We start from the raw sequence: 19,060 nt of genomic DNA, 5'->3' as shown, positions 1-19,060 counted from the left end.
CTTAAAGGCTGTTGATCAAGGTGGCGAAGGTTTCCTGGGCCGCCTTGATGATCTGCGACGACGCGGTGTAGTACTGCTGGAACTTGATCAGGTTGCCGGTTTCTTCGTCGATCGAGACGCCCGACAACGAGTTGCGGCTGTCCAGTGCAGAGGTGTGCAGCGCGGTGGTGGCATCGCTGTCCATTTTCGCCTGGCCGGCCTTGCCACCGACGTTGGAGACCAGTTTGGCGTAGGCATCGGTAAAGCTGATGCCTTTGCCGTTGTCCCCGACATCGACGGTCGACTTGGTCTGCAGGTCGATCACCGACTGGGCGTTGCGGTTATCGGCAGAACCTGCGCCGGTCAGCGATACGGTGTAGTTATCGCCATTCTTCGGCGCACCGGAGACGCTCATCTCGAAGCTGAAGCTTTCGCCCGTCGCGTTGCCGCTGGCGTCGCGCATCGGCACCGACAGCTGCAGCTTGTTTTCCTGGCCTGGAATGATGGTGCCACTGCCGATGGAGTTACCCTGGGCGTCGAACATTGTGTACGACTGCGGCGAGCTGGCGTCGTCACCGAACACCAGCTTGACCGGCGTCGAGTACTTCAGGCCATTTTGCATGGCGCTGAGCTGGGCCGAATCGTAGATGTCCAGTTCAGTGGTCAGGGTCGGCTGGGTGATCACCCCGGTACCTTTGTTGCCCGAGCCACTGGTGGCGGTCAACGGCGAGGCCAAGGCCAGGCGCTTGGGATCGGTCAGCACCGATTCGATGCTCGCTGCAGCATTGCGGGTCGGGGTGATCTTGAAGCTGTCACCGGCCGCCAAGCCGCCGCCATTGAGCGACAGGGTGAAGCCGTCGATCACCGGTGGCGGCGTTGTGGTGAGGTCGAAGCTGCCCATCTCGGTGTTGTCGGGCAGGCGGCGCACGGTGTATTCGGTGGCGCTGGTGAAGGTCACCTGATAGTCGTTGGTGGTCAGCTTGCCGGTGTCCTTGATGGTCACATCGAGGTTGCCGGAGCCTGCACTGTTGCCCAGCTTAGGTACGCTGCGTTCGCTGATGGCCTTGAGGCTGTTGATGTCACCGAACAGGCTGGCGCCAAAGTTGCCGTTCTTGTCGATGCCCTGGGCCAGCTGGCTGTTGATCGCATCGGCGACGACCAAGGCCACCCGGCCGAGCTCGTTGAGCGCAGGGTCGAGGGTTTCCTTGCGGTAGCGAATCAGCCCGCCCAGCTCACCACCGGTGGTGCTGTTGGTGATGTCCATCTTGGTCGAGCCGCGATTGAGGATCAGGCTCATGCGGGTCGGATCGGTCGCGCTTGGCTCAACGCCAATGGTCTGGGTGGTACTGCCCAGCACCAGTGCCTGACCGTTCTTCAGGTAGATGTCGTAGTTGCCGTTTTTCTGCTCGACGACATCGGCACCGATCAGTGCGGTCAACTCACGCACTGCGCCGTCACGCTGGTCGAGCAAGTCATTGGGCTGACCGGTAATGGCGCCGACCTTGGAGATCTGCTCGTTGAGATCGGCAATGGTCTTGGTCAGGTTATTCACCTGAGTGGCGAGCGAGGCCATGTTGCTGTTGATATTGCTGTTCTGCTGATTGAGCTGCGACGACAGGGTGTTGAAGCGCTTGGCCAGGGTCTGGGCACTGGTCAGCAGTAACTGGCGCGAAGCATCTTCGGTAGGTTTCGCCGAGGCATCCTGCATGGCGCTGAAGAAGCTCTGCAGGGCGGCGGTGATACCGGTGTCGGCGCTCGACAGGGCGGTATCGAGCGGCGTGATCTGGTTCAGGTAGGAAGTGGCGTCGCTAGACAGCGAAGTGGTGGTGCGCAGCTGGTTTTCCAGGTAGGCGTTGTACACCCGGCGCACGTCGGCCAGGGTTGTCCCGGTACCGATGAAGACCTGGCCGGTCTGCTGGCCGCCCTTGGTCTTCTGCACGTTCTGCTGGCGCGAGTAGCTCTCGACATCGGCGTTGGCGATGTTGTTACCCAGGGTATACATCCCGGACTGGGCAGCTCCCAGCCCGGACATGCCAATATTGATCAAACTCGCCATGGATCCCTACCCTTAAAGTTGCGTTGTGGTACCGAGCATTGCGTAGCTCTCGTACGACTTCATCTGTCTTGCGATTTGCGAGATCTTGCTGGCGTAGTTCGGGTCGGTGGCGTACCCGGCCTTTTGCAGTTCTCGCACGAACTGTTCTGGGTTATCGGCTGACTTCACCGCATCTTGATAGCGCGAATTGTTCTGCAGCAGGCTAACCAGGTCGTGGAAGCTGTCCTGGTAGGAGTCGTAGGAACGGAACGCTGCGGTCTCCTTGACGAACTGGCCATCGCGGAACTCGCTGGTGATCGCCCGCGCCTCACCGCCCTGCCAACTCCCGGTGGCCTTGATGCCAAACAGGTTGTGGCTGCTGCTGCCATCGGTGTTGCGCATGACCGACTTGCCCCAACCGGTTTCCAGCGCCGCCTGGGCCACCAGGTAGCGCGGATCGATGCCGATTCGCTTGGCGGCTTGCTCGGCCATCGGCAACATGGTGGCGACGAATTCGTCGCTGTTGCCAAAGGCTTTCTTCGGCGCCAGCGGTGGCTGGGCCATGGCCCGGCCGAGGATGCGCGTGCCGCCATCGGCAGCAGCGAAGGCCTGCGCCGGCTCCCAGTCGCCCTTGACCACACCATTGACCAATTGCCCATCGCGGGCAGGAATCGCCGCTGAATTGGTTGCAACCGCAGGGTTGCCCGCCGACGGCACGATACCCGCCAGCAACCGATCGGTAAGCTTGCCCGGCAACGACAGGCGCCGCGAATTGAGCGCCGCCACATCGTTGCGCGTGGCGCTGCCGGCATTGGCATGCACAGGTTCGGCCACCCTGTTACCCCACAGGGCCGGGCCAGCGCCCTCGCCACGAGGGAACGGGCTGGTACTGGCCACTGGGCTCTTCTGCTTGGATAGCTGGCGCACCAGCACGTCCTGCAAACCAATACCGCCACCTTCGCGGGACATGCTCACAGCCAGCTGCTGGTCGTACATGTCGCGGTACTGCTTGACCGTCTCGGTGTTCATCGGGTTGTCTTCGGCCAGCACATCGGTGGCCTTGCGCGATGCTTTGAGCATCTCGCTGATGAACAGCGACTCGAACTCCTGAGCCACCTTGCGCACGTTGGCCTCGCTGTCGCGATCTCCGTGCTTGAGTGACGTCAGGCGATTGAGGTCGGTGTAGGCACCGCTGTCGGCTGGGCTGGAAACCAGGCTCTTGGAGTTCATGCTCGGTCCTCAGATCACGATCAGGTCAGCTTGCAACGCGCCAGCCTGCTTGAGCGCTTCAAGGATCGCCATCAAGTCGCTGGGTGCCGCGCCGACCTGGTTCACCGCGCGGACGATTTCATCCAGCGTGGTGCCCGGGCCGAACTTGAACATCGGCTTGGCTTCTTGCTCGGCGTTGACCCGCGAACGCGGCACCACGGCAGTCTGGCCATTGGAGAATGGCCCTGGCTGACTGACGATCGGATCTTCGGTAATGGTTACAGTCAGGCTGCCGTGGGTGACCGCCGCTGGCGAAACCTTGACGTTTTGACCGATAACGATGGTGCCGGTGCGCGAGTTGATGATGACCTTGGCCACCGCCTGGCCCGGATCGATCTCAAGGTTCTCCAGGATCGACAGGTAATCGACCCGCTGGCTTGGATCCATCGGCGCAGTCACGCGCACCGAACCACCATCTAAAGCCTGGGCAACACCTGGGCCGAGTAGCTCGTTAACCTTGTCGACAATACGCTTGGCGGTGGTGAAGTCAGGGCGATTGAGGTTCAAGGTCAGGCTATTGCCCTGGTTGAAACCGCTCGGCACTGCACGCTCGACACTGGCGCCACCCGGAATCCGACCGGCCGACGGTACGTTGACGGTAATCTTCGAGCCGTCGCGGCCTTCGGCGTCAAAGCCGCCGACCACCAGGTTGCCCTGGGCGATGGCGTAGACGTTGCCGTCGATCCCCTTGAGTGGGGTCATCAACAGGCTGCCACCGCGCAAGCTCTTGGAGTTACCAATCGAGGAGACGGTGATATCGACCACCTGGCCCGGCTTGGCAAACGCTGGCAGGTCGGCATGCACCGACACCGCGGCGACGTTCTTGAGCTGCACGTTACCGGAGCCCGCCGGCACCTTGATGCCGAACTGCGAGAGCATGTTGTTGAACGTCTGCAGGGTGAACGGCGTTTGCGTGGTCTGGTCACCGGTGCCGTTCAAGCCCACCACCAGGCCATAGCCAATCAGCTGGTTGGTACGTACGCCAGAAATGCTGGCGATGTCCTTCAGGCGCTCGGCATGAGCGCCGAACGCTGCGGACAAAAGAACGGTTGCGGCAATCAGCTGCCTGAAGTTGAACATGGGCATCCGCACTCAGAAAGGCCAAAGCGGGCTGATGAAGAAGCGATCCAACCATCCGGGCTGGCTGGCGTCGGCAAACGAACCCGTCCCCGAGTAGGTGATGCGCGCATCGGCGACACGGGTCGAGGGCACGGTGTTGTCAGTGGCAATGTCATCGGCGCGCACCAACCCTGCGATACGCACCAGCTCGTCACCGGTATTGAGCGTCATCCACTTCTCACCGCGCACCGCGACGATACCGTTGGGCAGCACTTCGGCCACGGTCACAGTGATGGAGCCAGTCAGGGTATTGCCTTGGGCTGCTTTGCTGTCACCCTTGGTCGCACGGCTGCCGCTGTAGCCGGCTTCGAGCGACAGGTCGCCGCTGCCAAACGGATTGTTGGTGTTGGGTACCGCGCCGAACAACGAGGTCAGACCGAGGTTGGCGGTGCTGTCCTTGTCGATCTGCGAGTTGGCACTCTTGCTCGCCGAGGTGCGCTCGTTGAGGGTGATGGTGATGATGTCACCGACCCGGAACGCCTTACGGTCGCTGTACAGGTTCTGCTCGAAACCGGCCTGGTAGATCGAACCGTTGTTGGCCGACGCCGGCAACGGGGTGCGCGGCAATACCGGCGCATAGTACGGGTCGTTAGGCTTGGGCGTCGGCGCGACGCAACCGGCCAACAACACCGCCCCCCCCAGGGCGAATACGGACAACAGACGATTCATGACGCTTACCTCACGGTGGAACAGACGCTGCGACAGCGACCTTAGGGTTAGAGCTGCTGGGTAACGAACGACAGCATCTGGTCAGCGGTGGAAATGACCTTGGAGTTCATCTCGTAGGCACGCTGGGTGGTGATCATGTTGACCAGCTCTTCCACGGTGCTGACGTTGGAGTTCTCCAGGGTCTGCTGCAGGGTGGTGCCAAAGCCGTTCAGGCCTGGGGTACCGACCTGCGGCGCGCCACTGGCGGCGGTCTCCAGGAACAGGTTGTTACCAATCGCCTGCAAGCCGGCCGGATTGATGAAGTCGGCGGTCTGCAGGTTGCCGATGATCTGCGCGGCCGGGTTGCCGGCGGTGGTGATCGACACGGTGCCGTCCTGGCCGACGGTGAAGGTCTGGGCATCGTTGGGCACGACAATCGCAGGCTCCAGGGCGAAGCCATCGGCGTTGACGATCTGGCCGTCGGAGTTCAGGTGGAAGGTACCGTCACGGGTGTACGAAACAGTGCCATCCGGCTGCAGGATCTGGAAGAAACCGCGACCGTTGACGGCCATGTCCAGCGGGTTCTCGGTGGTCTGCAGGCTGCCGGTCTGGAAGTTCTTCTGGGTGCCGACGATACGCACACCGGTACCGACCTGCAGACCCGACGGCAGCTCGCTGTCCTGGGTCGACTGGGCACCTGGCTGGCGCTTGGTCTGGTACAGCAGGTCCTGGAACTCGGCGCGATCACGTTTGAAGCCGGTGGTCGAGACGTTGGCCAGGTTGTTGGAGATGACCGTGAGGTTGGTGTCCTGGGCGGACAGGCCGGTTTTAGCGACCCAAAGAGCCGGAAGCATTTAGTGTTCTCCTCGTGCGCCTGTTTTACGGCACCCGTTCAAATGTGGTTAGCCGATTTGCAAAACACGCGCCATGGCTTCATCGCCTTCCTTGGCCGTGTTCATCATCTTGACGTGCAGCTCGAACTGACGGGACAGCGCCAGCACCGAGGTCATTTCCTCGACGGCGTTGACGTTGCTCGACTCCAGGAAGCCCGACACAACCTTGACGTTGTTGTCGACATCCGCTGGCTGGCCATTGGTGGTGTGGATCATGCCGTCCAGACCCTTGGTCAGGCCCTTGGTGTCCGGATTGACCAGTTTGATCCGGTCGATCTCGGCCATCACCCGCGGGTCTTCACCCATGGCACGGACACTGATGGTGCCGTCTTCGCCGACCTCAACCTTCTGCTCTGGCGGAATGGCGATCGGGCCGCCGTTGCCGATTACCGGCATGCCGTTGCCGGCACGCAGCACGCCAAGTGCGTCGATGTTCAGGCTGCCCGTGCGCACATAAGCTTCGCTGCCATCTGGCGCCTGGACCGCGATAAATCCGTCACCGCTGACAGCGACATCCAACTCACGGCCGGTTTCGACCATGGCGCCGGCACTGAAGTCAGTGGCTGGACGCTCGCTCATGGCAAAGGCGCGCGCCGGAAAGCTGTCACCGAACACCGGCATCGAACGCGCCTGCTCCAGGTCACGCTGGAAGCCGTTGGTGGAAATGTTCGCCAGGTTGTTGGCATGGGCCTTCTGCGCCAGCGCGTTCTGGCTGGCGCCGGTCATGGCCACGTAAAGCATCTTGTCCACAGTCATCCTCCGCTGCACTGGCGATTGCTTGCCGCTCGCCGTTGCTGTACAGGCAATAAAGCAAGTTCCGAACCAACTTTTCAAAAGCATGAAAAAGCCCGTAAATACGGGCCTTTGCGGTACATCAGGGAAAGGTCGACGCCGGATATCCGGCGCCTGTTTGCCGATGACGGCAAACCGATTACATGTCGCGGCAACCGCCGTTGTTGAACGGGCCGGCAAATTTCTTCCACCCCTCCCCTGGCGACCATTGGGAGCAGACCAAACGACCATCGACCTGGCTTTCCCAGCGCCACCAGGGCGCAGTGGCCGCCTGGGCCTGGAGCAGGAAGAAGGCGGCGGCGCAGGTGATGATCAGTTTTTTCATGGGCTATTCCGTACGCTGGGGAAGTGGGGCTGCACAGCAACCCCAGCTCCCCAGACCACCATCAGGTCATCTGAATGATGGTCTGCATGATGGTGCTTTCAGTGGAGATGGTCTTGGCGTTGGCTTGGTAGTTGCTCTGCGCCTTGATCAGCTCGACCAGCTCTTGGGTCAGGTTGACGTTGGAGGCTTCCAGCGAGTTGGATTCAACGCTACCCAAGGTGCCGGTCTTCGGCGCATCGATGCCCGGGATACCCGAGGAGAAGGTCTCGGTCCAGCGCGTACCACCAACCTGCTGCAGACCCTGCTCGTTGGCGAAGCTGGCAATCGCTACCTGGCCAATGGCGCGGGATTGCTGGTTGCTGAAGCTTGCGAACATCACACCCGTGGAGTCGATGCTCAAGCTCGACAGGATACCGGTGGCATAACCATCCTGGGATTGCGACATACGCGCAGTCTCGGTGTTGTAGGAGGTGGTGCTGTTCATCGACAGACGCATGCCTGCGGCATTGCCTTCAGCACCATTGGCCGCCCAGTTACCCGAGGCATCTTTGGCCGCTGGCACCCAGCCGGTCATGGTGAAGACATTGTTGGTAACGCTGAACGAGGCGCCAGCCGGGTGACCGGTGTTATCTGCGCTCATGGAGCTTACCGAACCGTCGCTGTTGAAGCTGATGGTGCCAGTCAGCGGGGCCTCACTGCTTGGGTCGAACGGGTTGCGCCCATCGACCAGGGTGTACATGGTCCACTCGTTGGTACCGGTCTTACGATAGAACTGCTCCATCGTGTGCTCGTTACCCTGGCTGTCGTAGACCTTGGTCGGGAACGACTTGGTATAGGTGGTTTCGTCCGACGGGTCGAAGACCTTGTTAGGCACCAGCACTGGCGGCGTGGAATTACTGCCGTCATCGACCATCAGCGGAATGGAATCAGCCGAGGAGTTGAGGTTGATGCCTTGGTCGATCAGGGTCGTGGACTTCGGCGCCAGCGCCGAGGTGTCGATCTTCAGGTCAGTCAACACGCCCTTCTGGATCTTGCCGCTGGAGTCGGCGGCATAGCCTTGCAGGCGCAAGCCGTCCGAGGTGACCACGAAGTTGTCCTTGTTGGTCTGGAACGCGCCGGCACGGGTATACACCCGCGAGCCGTTGTCAGAAAGAACGAAGAAGCCCTGACCCTGGATACCCATGTCCAACACGTTGCCGGTGTTGTTGATGTCGCCCTGGGAGAACTGCTGGGACACCGCCGCCAGACGCACGCCGTTACCGATCTGGTTCTTGCCCACGCCCAGGCGGTTGGCGCCAGCGTAGACGTCGGCGAACTCGGCGCGCGAGGATTTGAAGCCGGTGGTGTTGACGTTGGCAATGTTGTTGCCGGTAACGTCCAGTTGCTTGTTGGCCGCGTACAGACCGCTAAGACCGATATTGAAAGACATATAGCTACTCCTTTTGCCGTTCTAGTCGGCCTTAAATCCCGATGGTTTGGACGTCGGACAGGGAAACTTTCCCCACCCCTGCAAGGTTGAGCACCATCTCGCCATTGGCACTGAAGCTGACGCTGGTGACCTTGGCCGGCAGCAGGGTGTTCATCTGCACCGACTGGCCTTCCACGGTGGTGGAGGCAGTGAAGGTATAGGTACCTGGATCGACCTTCTCGCCCTTGTCGTTGGTGCCATCCCAGATGAAGTCGGCATAACCGGCTTTCTGCTCGCCCAACTCGATGGTCTTGACGGTGTTGCCGTCCTTGTCCTTGATGGTGATCTTCGCTTCGCTGATGGCCTGCGGCACAACGAACTGGGCATTGAAGCTCTCAGCAGTGTCGACCACCGCCTTGTCGTTCTGCACGATCACCGAGCGACCGACCAGTGAAGAGGCCTGCAGGGCCTGGGACGAGCCCAGCGAGTTGGTGATGGTATTAACCGACTCGTTCAACGAGGTGATGCCTTCCAGGCTGCTGAACTGCGCCAACTGGGCAACGAACTCGCCGTTTTCCTGTGGGTCCAGCGGGTTCTGGTGCTGCATCTGGGTAACCAGCAGCTGCAGGAACGCATCCTTGCCCAAGCTATCGGTACCGGTCTTGGACGCCGTATCGGTCGTGGTCTTTTTAGTGCCGGTGCTGACGCCCGATGCCGAGATCACATCGTTGAGGTTCACACCGTTTGAAGTATCGATTGCCATGGTCCGGATTCCTTATCACTGACCGAGGGTCAGTACTTTCTGCATCATGGTCTTGGCAGTGTTCATCAGCTCGGCGTTGGTCTGGAACGAGCGGTTGGCGGAGATCATGTCAGCCATCTCTTCAACCACGTTGACGTTCGGGTAGTAGACGTAGCCATCCTTGTTCGCCGCCGGATGATTCGGCTCGTAACGCGCTTCAAGGTTGCTCTGATCTTCCACGATGCCCATGACCTGCACACCCTGACCGGCTTCACCCTGATCCTGGAACAGCGACTGGCCTACGCCACCCTGGGCCTGCTGGAAGGTGGTGGCGAACACTGGGTGACGCGCACGGTAGGTCTGGTCGATGCTCGAGGACACGGTCTCGGCGTTGGCGATGTTCGACGCCACGGTGTTGAGGCGGGTGTTCTGCGCACTCATGCCGCTACCGGCGATATTGAAAACGTTGGCAAGGGACATGGTCACTCTCCGCGCAGGGCCGATACCAGCCCTTTGAATTTACTGTTGAGCAAGGTGAAGCTGGCCTGGAAACCGATCGCGTTTTCGGCATAGTTGGCCTGCTCGATCTGGGCATCCACGGTGTTCTGGTCGATCGACGGCTGCATCGGCGTGCGGTATTGCAGGGTGTCGTCGGCCATGGCCAGGCCTTCGGCCTCGATATGCCGGGTGTTGGTCCGGTCCAGGGCAATACGCCCCTTCTGCTGCTTGTCGGCCTCGGCAGCCAACACCGAGGAGAAATCCAAGTCGCGCGCCTTGAAGTTGGGCGTGTCGGCGTTGGTAATGTTGTTGGCCAGCACTTCAGCGCGCTGGGCGCGGAAGCTCAGAGCCTTTTCGTGAATGCCAAGCGCCTTGTCGAAACTGATGCTCATGTCTGGAAACCTTCGACGGTTGACCGGAGTGTCGTTGGCCAAGCTATAGCAAGGCCTGTGCCAATTTTGGAAAAGCCCGGAAAGCCTGGGCTTGGGCCACCTCGGCCAACGCCGTCATGCCAGAAAAGCGGCAAAGTGCTTCCGCTCACGCAGCGGCAAGCGGCAATCGATCAGCGGCAAAAGCGGCAAAGCAAAAAATTGACGCCAGGCAAAAGTGTCAATTAGCCATCAATTACGCTAGCATCCGCGACCGCGCTGATATGTGGCATGAGGCCACTATCTTATGGATCGAAGGTCTCACGCCACGCATGGATGCGCGTTGTTTTCCCACTGTTTTCCAAGGAAAGAACCCGTGGCTCCGTTGACCTTCCGCAAAACCTTGCTGGCCCTGGCCATCACCACCAGCGCCCTGCCCGCCTTCGCCGAAACCGTGCAACTGACCAACGCCGGCTACAAGAGCGAACACCAGACCCATAACGGCGACCTCGAATTCACTGGCAGCTACACCGGCGGCAGTGACGAAGACGCTATCGAGCTCAATGGCTCGACCATCACCGGCAACCTGATCCTCAACAGCACCATCAACAGCACCGGTGATTTTGCCGGTGGCGTCGACATGGACAGCTGGGAAGACAACCTGGGCTGGGCACGCAACACCATCGAAGGCGACGTGATCAATAAAGGTAGCATCACCGCCACTGGCGGCGGCGCCAACGCACTGATGATCGACCCGGCCTACATCGGCGGCAGCGTAATCAACCAAGGCTTGCTGGCAGCGATTGGCGAACCGCTGGATGACGATGGCGAAATCGACGTAGCCCGTGCCCTGGACTTCTCCGGCACCTCGCTGATCGAAGGCGACCTGGTCAATGCCAGCACCGGTCGCATCGTCGCCAAAGGTGAAGACTCGCGCGGGATCAACCTCGAAGGCGGCACCATCAAGGGTAAGCTGATCAACTTCGGCACTATCGAAGTCAGCGGCGATGGCGCCACGGCCATCGACGCCACCACCAGCAAATACGGCGACATGGTTGACCTGGCGGGCATCGAAAACCACGGCACCATCATCGCCACCGGTGAAGATGCCAACGGCATCATGCTCGATGGCGCCAGCCTGAGCAGCGCCGACGGTGTCCACCTGCTCAACACCGGCAAGATCATTGCCCAAGACGCCGCGATCACCATTGGCAACGTCGATTTCGATGGCCCAGGTCTGCAGCCTTGGTATCAGCAACACGGCGACCTGAATATCTATAACAGTGGCAGCATCATTTCCCAGGACGAAGCCATCGATGCCTCCGAGGCCAACCGCCCGGTCGAGCTGATCCTGCGCAAGGGCAGCGTCATCGTCGGCAACCTGATCGACCTGTCGAACATCGAAGTCGAGGGCGACACCTCGTTCACCGGCACCGACAGCAGCGCCGATGGCGCCAACATTCGCCTGAAGGATAACGGCTGGATCAATGTCGGCTCGGCCAGCGACAACCTGGCCACCACGCTGTCGCTGCAGTCGGCGCACACCAGCATTGCCGGCAACCTGTATGTAGCGGGCAACTCGGCACTGGGCCTGACCCTGGGTGCCGACACCGATCCGTCGCGGGCGGTCCTACAGGTCAGCGGCACCGCCGAATTCGGTCAAGGCGCCCAGTTGAAACTGGCCGCGCGCGGCAACGACTTCAGCGCCAACGGCAGCAGCTACACCCTGATCGAGGCTGGCAAACTGCAAGTGCTCGATGCCAGCGGCGAGAATGTCGACCCACAAGGCACCATCGCCATCACCAGCACGTCGGCCCTGCTCAATGTCGACAGCAGCGTCATTCGTGACAATCAAGTGGTGGCGGTAGTCACCACCAAGAGCCAGCAAGGCATCGACCAGATCCTTGAGCAGCATGGTGGCTCGGACAACCACAAGCGCTCGCTTGGCGCCCTGGTCCAGGACGGCATTCTGGGCAAGCTGAGCGAAAACGATCCACTGCTGCGCGCCGCGGCAAATGCCAGTGGCGCCGAGCTGGCCAAGCTCGCCGAGCAGCTGACCCCGGAAACCAACGGTGGCGCCACCCAGGCTGCCACCACCAGCCAAAGCCTGGTCAGCAGTGTCACCAGCAGCCGCACCAGCGGCCTGCGCGGCGCCTCTTCCGGCGAAGCCTTCAAAGAGACCGGCGTGTGGGTGCAATCGCTGTACAGCGATGCCACTCAAGGTCAGCGTGACGGCATCGCCGGTTACAACGCCTACAGCCGCGGTATCGCCGTCGGCGCCGATGGCAAGCTCAACGACCAGCTCACCCTGGGCCTGGCCTATAGCTTCATCAATACCGACGTCAACGGCAAAGGCGGCAACCAGACTGAAGTCGACAGCCACGCCTTCACCCTGTATGGCGGCTTCGAGCAAGGCAACTACTTCGTCGATGCCAGCTTGACCTATGGCTTGAACGACAACCAAGGCAAACGCGAGATCGCTGGCACCAAGGCCAAGGCTGACTATGACAGCGACCTGCTCGGCCTGAACCTGGTCGGTGGCTACACCTACCGGATCAGCCCGCAGTTGCTGGTCGAGCCACGCTTGGCTGCGCGTTACAGCCGTGTGGAAATCGACGGCTACCGCGAGAAGGGCTCGTCTGCAGCTCTGAAGGTCGAGGACCAGCGTTACGAAGCCATCGAGCTGGGCGCCGGCGTGCGTGTTGCGGGCAGTTACAACCTGGGCGCCGGCACCCTGGAGCCGCAGTTCAAGCTGATGGCCTATCACGACTTTGCCGCCGACGAGGCCAGTAGCACCTCGACCTTCCTGCTTGGCAATACGCCGTTCGTGACCCATGGCGCCAGCGCCGTGCGTGACAGCTATGAAGCAGGCGTGGGCGCGGACTACAAGCTGGGCGCAGTGACCCTGGGCCTGAACTACGACTACATCGGCAAGTCGGGCTTTGATGCCGACGTATTCTCGGCCAAGGTGCGCTACGACTTCTAAGCCTGCCCTGAGATAGCACTGCGGCTTGTCTGGCGATAAGCCCAGTGCAAGCAACGCAAAACAAAAAGGCCGGTGTCTCGCGACACCGGCCTTTTTACATGGGCCAATCACTTGGCCTGATAGATGATCCCCGGACTGCACTGAACCATCTGGTAGTGATCCGGCAAGCCGTTGAGCGCCTCCGAAGCGCCCAGGAACAGATACCCGCCAGGCTTGAGCGTGCTGTGGATACGCAGCAGGATGTCCTTCTTGACCTGAGCCGAGAAGTAGATCAGCACGTTGCGGCAGAACACCACATCGAACTTGCCCAGGCTCGCGTAACTATCGAGCAGGTTGAACGAGCGGAACTCGACCCGGCTGCGAATCGGCGCCTTGACCGCCCAACGCCCCGGCCCTTTCGGGTCGAAATAGCGTTGCAAACGCTCTTGCGAGAGGCCACGGGCAATCGCCAGGCTGTCGTACTCACCGCTTTTGCAGTTGGTCAGCATCGCCCCGGAAAGGTCGGTGGCGACAATCTGCGCGCCCATTTTCAACTGGCCAAGGTTGCTGCGTTCGAACTCGTCGATGGCCATCGACAGCGAGTACGGCTCCTGCCCGGAGGAGCAAGCCGCCGACCAGATACGCAGACGCTGCCCCGGGTTACCCTTGAGGAACTCAGGGATGACTTTGTTCTTGAGCACTTCGAATGGATAGGTATCGCGAAACCACAGGGTTTCGTTGGTGGTCATGGCGTCGACCACCTGCTCACGCAGGCCGCTTCGCGGTTGGCTCTGAATGCGCTGCACCAGCTCACCCAGAGACTTGATACCCTGCTGCTCCATCAGCTTGTTGAGACGGCTGGAGACCAGGTACTGCTTATTCTCGCCCAGCAGGATGCCACAGGCTTTCTCCAGGAAGACCCGGAACTGTTCGAAATCCAAATTACCCGTAGACAATGCTGCCGCCTCTTTTCAATCGCTGGGGCCGGGGACGTGCCCCGGCCGTTTCAATGCGTCGCGTTGATCCGGTCGACCACCCGTTGGGCAAGGTCGTCCGGTTTGAACTTGGCCAGGAAGTCGTCGGCGCCGACTTTCTTGACCATAGCCTGGTTGAACACCCCAGACAGGGAAGTATGCAGGACGATGTGCAATTTTTGCATGCGCGGATCGCTGCGAATCTCTGCGGTGAGCGTGTAGCCATCCATTTCTGGCATTTCAATGTCCGAGATCATCATCAGGAACTCATCTTCCGGACGCTTACCCTCATCGACCAGCTTACGCAGGTAATCCAACGCCTGACGGCCATCATTGAGCGCCACCACCTCGACCCCGACGGTTTGCAGGCAGCGACTGACCTGCTTGCGCGCCACCGACGAATCATCGACCGTCAGTACCCGCAGCAGTACCGCTTTGTCCTGCACCTCGGCATCGACCACACCGGCAGACACCGACTCGGACGACGGCGACACTTCGGCCAGCACCTTCTCGACGTCGATGATTTCCACCATGCGGTTGTCGACCCGGGTAACCGCGGTCAGGTAATGGTCGCGGCCGGTACCCTTGGGTGGCGGATGAATCTCTTCCCAGTTCATGTTGACGATGCGTTCGACCGAATGCACCAAAAAGCCCTGGGTCTTGGTGTTGTACTCGGTGATGATCACGAAACTGTTGCGGGTTTCTTCCTTCAGGCCCGGCAAGCCGGTAGCCATCGACAGGTCAAGAATTGGGATGGTCGCCCCGCGTATGTTGGCAACGCCGCGTACCACCGGATGAGACTTGGGCAACACGGTCAGCTCCGGGCACTGCAGCACCTCCCGGACCTTGAACACGTTGATGCCATAAAGCTGATCGCCATTGAGGCGGAACAGCAAGAGTTCCAGGCGATTCTGCCCAACCAGCTGCGTGCGCTGGTTGACCGAATCCATAACACCAGCCATGCCAGACTCCTTTACATTTTTTGCCTGCCCATAAAGTCGGCACGGGCTTTGCTTTTTTGAGCGCTATGTACACGAAAACGACATTTTTCCGACGACTGACGCGCCTGCTGGCCGGCCACTTGGCCGTGTTGTGCCTGCTCGCCCCCAGCACTCGCACGCTGGCGGACGCAGTAACCTTGCCTGAACAGCTTATCGGTGTCACCCAAGGGTTTCTTGAATTCACCGTCGAAGATTACCTGGCCACCACTCAGACGCCGGGGCGTTACGAGATCCAGGTCAACACCCTCGACCCACGGCTGCGCATGCCGCTGTGCAGCCAGTCGCTGGACGCCTCGCTGGAAAGCCCAGCGCAGCCGCTGGGTCGGGTCACGGTGCGGGTGCGCTGTGACAGCAGCGCGCCGTGGACAGTGTTCGTCCCGGCGCAGGTCAAGCTGTTCCGTGAGGTGGTGGTGATGGTCCGTCCGCTCAAGCGCGAGAGCGTGGTGGGCGAAGGCGATGTCGCCTTGCGTGAACGCGACGTCGGCACGCTCAACCAAGGTTTTCTCAGTGACCTGGACCAGGCACTGGGCATGAAGCTGTTGCGCCCGGCCGTGCTTGATCAGGTCTTGACCCCGCAACACCTGGAACAGGCCGAGGTGATCCGTAAGGGCGATCACGTGGTGATCATCGCCCGCAGCGGCAGCCTGAGCGTGCGCATGCCCGGTGAAGCCCTGAGCAAGGGCGGCCTGAGCGAACAGATCCGGGTACGCAATCTGAACTCAAAACGCGTAGTGAAGGCGCGGGTCACCGGACCCGGGCAGGTCGAGGTGGCCATGTAGCAGGGCTGGCGGTAAGGAACCGCTTTACCTAAACTGTGTCAGAAAACGGGTTGCGCGAGCTTGCTGACAAGCGGCTATGCATTTGTGCCTAAAGTTTTTTTCGGGATGGCCGAAAACAAGGCAAGCGTCCAAATACCCAGAGGTTTCTGATCATGGTCATCGACTTCAGTCGTTTGAATAACTCTCCGTCCGTTACGGGCGGCGTTCGCGGCACTGCCGCGACCGGCAACGCCGAGAAAACCGGCGAAACCAGTGAAGCGCCAGCGCGCTCCAGCGTCAGCGGAGAAGCGGTACACCTCAGTCAAGAGGCCCAGCAGTTGCAGAAGATCAGCGACAAGCTGCGCGATCAGCCGGTGGTCAACAGTGCCCGTGTGGCCGAGTTGAAGCAGGCAATCGCAGATGGCAGCTACCAGGTCGATGCCGGCCGGGTCGCCAGCAAACTGCTAGATTTCGAAGCTCAGCGCTGACCCTTCGTCGCGCTGACTTCTAGGACGCTTTAAGCCAAGAGCCAGCCATGCACGATACTACCCTGCTGCAATTGATCGAAGACGACATCGCCCCTACCCAGGAGCTGCTCGAGCTGCTACAGAGCGAAGCAGTAGCCCTGCATGGCCGGGAAATGGTCGCGCTGGAAGAAATCCTGGCGCGCAAACAGTCGTTGATCATATTGCTCGAACAGCAGGGCCAGCGGCGCAACAACCTGCTCGCAAGCCTTGGCCTGAGTGCCAATCGCGCCGGCGTGCAGGCACTCGCAGCGCAGTCGCCGAATGGCGACTTGATCCTGCAGCAACTCGATGTGCTGACTCAACTGATGGACACCTGCCAGCAGGTCAACGAGACCAATGGCCGGATCATTCAGATGCAGCAGCAAGTCACGGCCAACCAGATCAGAATCCTCAACGGCGGCGATTCTCCGTCGCTGTACGATAGCCGTGGCGCGACCTCGCCACTGGCCAAGCCTCGGGCGCTCAGCCAAGTGTGATTATTTCTATCAAGGCACGGAACATACTGGCAAAATGCCGTTACTTGCGTGTGTTGTTTTTGCCTGGAGATTGATAACCCGTGTTCAATGAATCCGATGCTCCCCAGCCGCCTAAGGTGCTGAGCACTCCGTTGGAGATTGCCGCCAACCTGCGCCAGCTGCTGGATAGCCACGATCCGCTGATCATCACCTTCCATGAGCGCAGCCAGCGATTCCAGAGCTACGTGGTGCATGTGGACCGTGACAGCAACACCCTGGCGCTGGACGAGATGATCCCGCGCGACGGCGAAAAATTCATCGAGAATGGCGAACCCTTCCGCGTCGAAGGCTTCCACGATGGTGTCCGTATAGCCTGGGAATGCAACACCTCGCTGACCATCACCGAAATCGACGGCCACCGCAGCTACCGCGGCCCACTCCCGGAAGAAGTGACCTATCACCAGCGGCGTAATGCCTTTCGCGCTGCGTTGAAGCTGTCGCAGCTGGTCGATGTCACGCTCGATGGCACTCACCTCAAGGGCAATGGCGCGCTGCGCGGCAAGCTGCTGGATATTTCCGCCACCGGCTGCAAGATGCGCTTTGAGGGCAACGTCGAAGAACGCCTGCAACTGGGGCAGGTGTATGAGCGCTTCAAGGCAGCCAGCCCGCTGGGGCTGAACGATGTGATGGTGGAGTTGCGTCACCTGCATTACGAAGAGCGGATCAACACGACGTTTGCCGGTGTGCGCTTCCATAATCTCAATGGTCAGGCGCAGCGCAAGATCGAGAGTTTTGTCTACCAGCTGCAGCGTGAGGCGCGGCGGTTCGACAAGGACGATTATTGATTTTGCTGCAGAAATGAAAAAGCCACCCTCGGGTGGCTTTTCTAATTGTGCCAGCAGGATTCAAGCCGGCTTGTCGACTTGCGCCGCAGGCATGTCCTGCTCTTGCTGCTCATCCTCGGTATCTTCCGCCGCAATCGGCGCCTGCATCACGTCTTGCACCGTCTGCTCATCGACCCGTGGGTCGAGGGCTGCCGACAGCGGCGAGCCAGCGGCCGGCATCGCCACGTGGCCCAGCGGTGCGTCCTGCACCTGGTGCAAGCCCGTAACCGCTTTAGGCCGAATGCGCCATACCAGCACCAAGGCGAAGAACAAGAAGAACGCATACAGCATCTGCGGGCCCAGCACCTTCATCAGCACCCCCGCCGCCAACGGCCCGATACAAGCGCCCACGCCATAGGTCACCAGCAGCATGGCGGTCAGCGAGACCCGCCGTTCACTCTCCACGTGGTCGTTGGAAAACGCTACCGCCAATGGGTACAGGCAGAACTGCAGCAAGGAAATCACAAAGCCAATGGCAAACAGGACCTCCAGCGGCACACTGGGCAAGATCGCCAGCGGCGCCGCCGCCAATGCCAGCCCCACCGCCGCACTGCGGATCAACACCGCACGGTCGTAGCGATCAGACAGCCAGCCCAGCGGCCACTGCACCACCAGCCCGGCAAAGATGCAGCAGCCCATGAACAGACCGATCTGCTCGGTGCTCAAGCCTTGGCTGGAGGCATACAGCGGCGCCAGGCCATAGAACGAACCGACGATCAGGCCCGAGCCGAGTACCGTACTCAACGACTGCGGGACCCGTTTGATGAAGAACTTCGGCTCCATCGGCGCCGGACGCAGGGGCGCCGGGTGAATCCGCCGGGTCATGGCCACCGGCACCAGGCACAGGGCAAAGCACATGGCGACCAACATCAACAGCTCTGGGCCAAGCTCAGGGTGCACGACCAGGATCAACTGACCGAGCACCAGGCCCAGGTACGAGGCGATCATGTAGCCACTGAACACCGCACCGCGTTGCTTGGCGTCGGCCTGCTCGTTGAGCCAGCTCTCGATCACCATGTACTGGCACATCATCCCCAGGCCGACGATCATCCGCAGGCCCACCCATACCGGTAGCAAGTCGGTCAGGCCATGGCCCAGCACCGCTGCGCCGACGATGCCGGCGCAGGTGGCATAGGCGCGAATATGACCCACCCGGCCGATCAGCCGGTGACCGATCTTGCCGCCCAGCGCCAGACCGAAGTAGTTGGCCGCCATCAGCGCACCGACCCACAGGCTGTCGACATGGTCGGCAGCCAGGCGCAGGGCCAGGTAGGTACTCAACAGGCCCGAGCCGATCAGCATCATCAGGGCGGCGAAATACAGCGAACGAAAAGACTTCCAGATCTGTCGCATGCGTCCCGAAGGGCTCCCTGGTCAGGTGGAGGGGGTGCTGGCAAGCATAAGGGCAAATCCGTGGCGG

General features: G+C 60.8%; 19 protein-coding genes. 5 read left to right on the top strand and 14 right to left on the bottom strand.

Annotated features, from left to right (window positions below):
- Nucleotide 1: 1 nt before the first annotated feature.
- From flgK to flgB, 11 genes are all read right to left on the bottom strand, one after another.
- Nucleotides 2-2,035, bottom strand: a complete 2,034-nt coding sequence (flgK, locus tag ACF8K2_RS26280) for a flagellar hook-associated protein FlgK (RefSeq protein ID WP_392468891.1) — start codon at nucleotides 2,033-2,035, stop codon at nucleotides 2-4.
- Nucleotides 2,036-2,047: 12 nt separating this feature from the next.
- Nucleotides 2,048-3,244 (bottom strand): flagellar assembly peptidoglycan hydrolase FlgJ, encoded by a 1,197-nt coding sequence (gene flgJ, locus ACF8K2_RS26275; RefSeq protein ID WP_392468888.1) that lies wholly within the window; start codon nucleotides 3,242-3,244, stop codon nucleotides 2,048-2,050.
- 9 nt (nucleotides 3,245-3,253) lie between these two features.
- A complete protein-coding gene (locus tag ACF8K2_RS26270; RefSeq protein ID WP_392468885.1) occupies nucleotides 3,254-4,363 on the bottom strand; it encodes a flagellar basal body P-ring protein FlgI in 1,110 nt (369 codons plus the stop codon).
- Between the two features lie 12 nt (nucleotides 4,364-4,375).
- Nucleotides 4,376-5,071 (bottom strand): flagellar basal body L-ring protein FlgH, encoded by a 696-nt coding sequence (gene flgH, locus ACF8K2_RS26265; RefSeq protein WP_186555948.1) that lies wholly within the window; start codon nucleotides 5,069-5,071, stop codon nucleotides 4,376-4,378.
- A gap of 47 nt (nucleotides 5,072-5,118) precedes the next feature.
- A complete protein-coding gene (flgG, locus tag ACF8K2_RS26260) occupies nucleotides 5,119-5,904 on the bottom strand; it encodes a flagellar basal-body rod protein FlgG (RefSeq protein ID WP_186555947.1) in 786 nt (261 codons plus the stop codon).
- 48 nt (nucleotides 5,905-5,952) lie between these two features.
- Nucleotides 5,953-6,693, bottom strand: coding sequence for a flagellar basal body rod protein FlgF (locus ACF8K2_RS26255; RefSeq protein WP_392468883.1), 741 nt, complete (start codon nucleotides 6,691-6,693; stop codon nucleotides 5,953-5,955).
- Between the two features lie 181 nt (nucleotides 6,694-6,874).
- Nucleotides 6,875-7,060 carry a hypothetical protein gene (locus ACF8K2_RS26250; protein WP_186555945.1) on the bottom strand — a complete coding sequence of 62 codons (186 nt, stop codon included), beginning with the start codon at nucleotides 7,058-7,060 and terminating at the stop codon, nucleotides 6,875-6,877.
- A gap of 61 nt (nucleotides 7,061-7,121) precedes the next feature.
- Nucleotides 7,122-8,489 (bottom strand): flagellar hook protein FlgE, encoded by a 1,368-nt coding sequence (gene flgE / locus ACF8K2_RS26245; protein WP_392468878.1) that lies wholly within the window; start codon nucleotides 8,487-8,489, stop codon nucleotides 7,122-7,124.
- 31 nt (nucleotides 8,490-8,520) lie between these two features.
- On the bottom strand, nucleotides 8,521-9,231 hold the full coding sequence (gene flgD / locus ACF8K2_RS26240) for a flagellar hook assembly protein FlgD (RefSeq protein WP_186555943.1): 711 nt from the start codon (nucleotides 9,229-9,231) through the stop codon (nucleotides 8,521-8,523).
- A 15-nt stretch (nucleotides 9,232-9,246) separates the two neighbouring features.
- Nucleotides 9,247-9,690, bottom strand: a complete 444-nt coding sequence (gene flgC / locus ACF8K2_RS26235) for a flagellar basal body rod protein FlgC (RefSeq protein ID WP_186555942.1) — start codon at nucleotides 9,688-9,690, stop codon at nucleotides 9,247-9,249.
- Nucleotides 9,691-9,692: 2 nt separating this feature from the next.
- Nucleotides 9,693-10,100 carry a flagellar basal body rod protein FlgB gene (flgB, locus tag ACF8K2_RS26230; protein ID WP_264235076.1) on the bottom strand — a complete coding sequence of 136 codons (408 nt, stop codon included), beginning with the start codon at nucleotides 10,098-10,100 and terminating at the stop codon, nucleotides 9,693-9,695.
- 352 nt (nucleotides 10,101-10,452) lie between these two features.
- On the opposite strand from flgB, the gene ACF8K2_RS26225 reads away from it, so the two are divergent.
- On the top strand, nucleotides 10,453-13,062 hold the full coding sequence (locus ACF8K2_RS26225) for an autotransporter domain-containing protein (protein WP_392468872.1): 2,610 nt from the start codon (nucleotides 10,453-10,455) through the stop codon (nucleotides 13,060-13,062).
- Nucleotides 13,063-13,169: 107 nt separating this feature from the next.
- Here ACF8K2_RS26225 and cheR read toward each other — a convergent pair whose 3' ends face one another.
- A complete protein-coding gene (cheR, locus tag ACF8K2_RS26220; RefSeq protein ID WP_186555939.1) occupies nucleotides 13,170-13,997 on the bottom strand; it encodes a protein-glutamate O-methyltransferase CheR in 828 nt (275 codons plus the stop codon).
- Between the two features lie 50 nt (nucleotides 13,998-14,047).
- On the bottom strand, nucleotides 14,048-14,977 hold the full coding sequence (locus ACF8K2_RS26215; protein WP_186555938.1) for a chemotaxis protein CheV: 930 nt from the start codon (nucleotides 14,975-14,977) through the stop codon (nucleotides 14,048-14,050).
- Nucleotides 14,978-15,042: 65 nt separating this feature from the next.
- Between ACF8K2_RS26215 and flgA the strand changes: the two genes are divergently transcribed.
- The 4 genes from flgA to ACF8K2_RS26195 all read left to right on the top strand — a co-directional run bounded on the left by flgA (nucleotide 15,043) and on the right by ACF8K2_RS26195 (nucleotide 17,601).
- On the top strand, nucleotides 15,043-15,795 hold the full coding sequence (gene flgA / locus ACF8K2_RS26210) for a flagellar basal body P-ring formation chaperone FlgA (protein ID WP_392468867.1): 753 nt from the start codon (nucleotides 15,043-15,045) through the stop codon (nucleotides 15,793-15,795).
- 152 nt (nucleotides 15,796-15,947) lie between these two features.
- On the top strand, nucleotides 15,948-16,262 hold the full coding sequence (gene flgM, locus ACF8K2_RS26205) for a flagellar biosynthesis anti-sigma factor FlgM (RefSeq protein ID WP_264235079.1): 315 nt from the start codon (nucleotides 15,948-15,950) through the stop codon (nucleotides 16,260-16,262).
- Between the two features lie 47 nt (nucleotides 16,263-16,309).
- Nucleotides 16,310-16,777 carry a flagella synthesis protein FlgN gene (locus ACF8K2_RS26200; RefSeq protein WP_186555935.1) on the top strand — a complete coding sequence of 156 codons (468 nt, stop codon included), beginning with the start codon at nucleotides 16,310-16,312 and terminating at the stop codon, nucleotides 16,775-16,777.
- A gap of 80 nt (nucleotides 16,778-16,857) precedes the next feature.
- The gene (locus tag ACF8K2_RS26195; protein ID WP_392468864.1) at nucleotides 16,858-17,601 is read left to right on the top strand and encodes a flagellar brake protein; all 744 of its coding nucleotides are present in this window, start codon (nucleotides 16,858-16,860) and stop codon (nucleotides 17,599-17,601) included.
- A gap of 60 nt (nucleotides 17,602-17,661) precedes the next feature.
- Here the strand turns inward: ACF8K2_RS26195 and ACF8K2_RS26190 are convergent, their stop codons facing one another.
- Nucleotides 17,662-18,993, bottom strand: a complete 1,332-nt coding sequence (locus tag ACF8K2_RS26190) for an MFS transporter (protein ID WP_186555933.1) — start codon at nucleotides 18,991-18,993, stop codon at nucleotides 17,662-17,664.
- Nucleotides 18,994-19,060 lie beyond the last annotated feature (67 nt).

The organism is Pseudomonas sp. xss_2 (genome assembly GCF_043104195.1).
GTDB lineage: Bacteria > Pseudomonadota > Gammaproteobacteria > Pseudomonadales > Pseudomonadaceae > Aquipseudomonas > Aquipseudomonas urmiensis.
This window is presented reverse-complemented; position numbering and strand designations above follow the sequence as displayed.

Excerpts from the sequence above, each read along its gene's own strand:
- flgK (WP_392468891.1), bottom strand. The coding sequence starts at position 2,035 with ATGGCGAGTTTGATCAATATTGGCATGTCCGGGCTGGGAGCTGCCCAG.
- flgJ (WP_392468888.1), bottom strand. The coding sequence starts at position 3,244 with ATGAACTCCAAGAGCCTGGTTTCCAGCCCAGCCGACAGCGGTGCCTAC.
- ACF8K2_RS26270 (WP_392468885.1), bottom strand. The coding sequence starts at position 4,363 with ATGTTCAACTTCAGGCAGCTGATTGCCGCAACCGTTCTTTTGTCCGCA.
- flgH (WP_186555948.1), bottom strand. The coding sequence starts at position 5,071 with ATGAATCGTCTGTTGTCCGTATTCGCCCTGGGGGGGGCGGTGTTGTTG.
- flgG (WP_186555947.1), bottom strand. The coding sequence starts at position 5,904 with ATGCTTCCGGCTCTTTGGGTCGCTAAAACCGGCCTGTCCGCCCAGGAC.
- ACF8K2_RS26250 (WP_186555945.1), bottom strand. The coding sequence starts at position 7,060 with ATGAAAAAACTGATCATCACCTGCGCCGCCGCCTTCTTCCTGCTCCAG.
- flgE (WP_392468878.1), bottom strand. The coding sequence starts at position 8,489 with ATGTCTTTCAATATCGGTCTTAGCGGTCTGTACGCGGCCAACAAGCAA.
- flgD (WP_186555943.1), bottom strand. The coding sequence starts at position 9,231 with ATGGCAATCGATACTTCAAACGGTGTGAACCTCAACGATGTGATCTCG.
- flgC (WP_186555942.1), bottom strand. The coding sequence starts at position 9,690 with ATGTCCCTTGCCAACGTTTTCAATATCGCCGGTAGCGGCATGAGTGCG.
- flgB (WP_264235076.1), bottom strand. The coding sequence starts at position 10,100 with ATGAGCATCAGTTTCGACAAGGCGCTTGGCATTCACGAAAAGGCTCTG.
- ACF8K2_RS26215 (WP_186555938.1), bottom strand. The coding sequence starts at position 14,977 with ATGGCTGGTGTTATGGATTCGGTCAACCAGCGCACGCAGCTGGTTGGG.
- flgA (WP_392468867.1), top strand. The coding sequence starts at position 15,043 with ATGTACACGAAAACGACATTTTTCCGACGACTGACGCGCCTGCTGGCC.
- flgM (WP_264235079.1), top strand. The coding sequence starts at position 15,948 with ATGGTCATCGACTTCAGTCGTTTGAATAACTCTCCGTCCGTTACGGGC.
- ACF8K2_RS26200 (WP_186555935.1), top strand. The coding sequence starts at position 16,310 with ATGCACGATACTACCCTGCTGCAATTGATCGAAGACGACATCGCCCCT.
- ACF8K2_RS26190 (WP_186555933.1), bottom strand. The coding sequence starts at position 18,993 with ATGCGACAGATCTGGAAGTCTTTTCGTTCGCTGTATTTCGCCGCCCTG.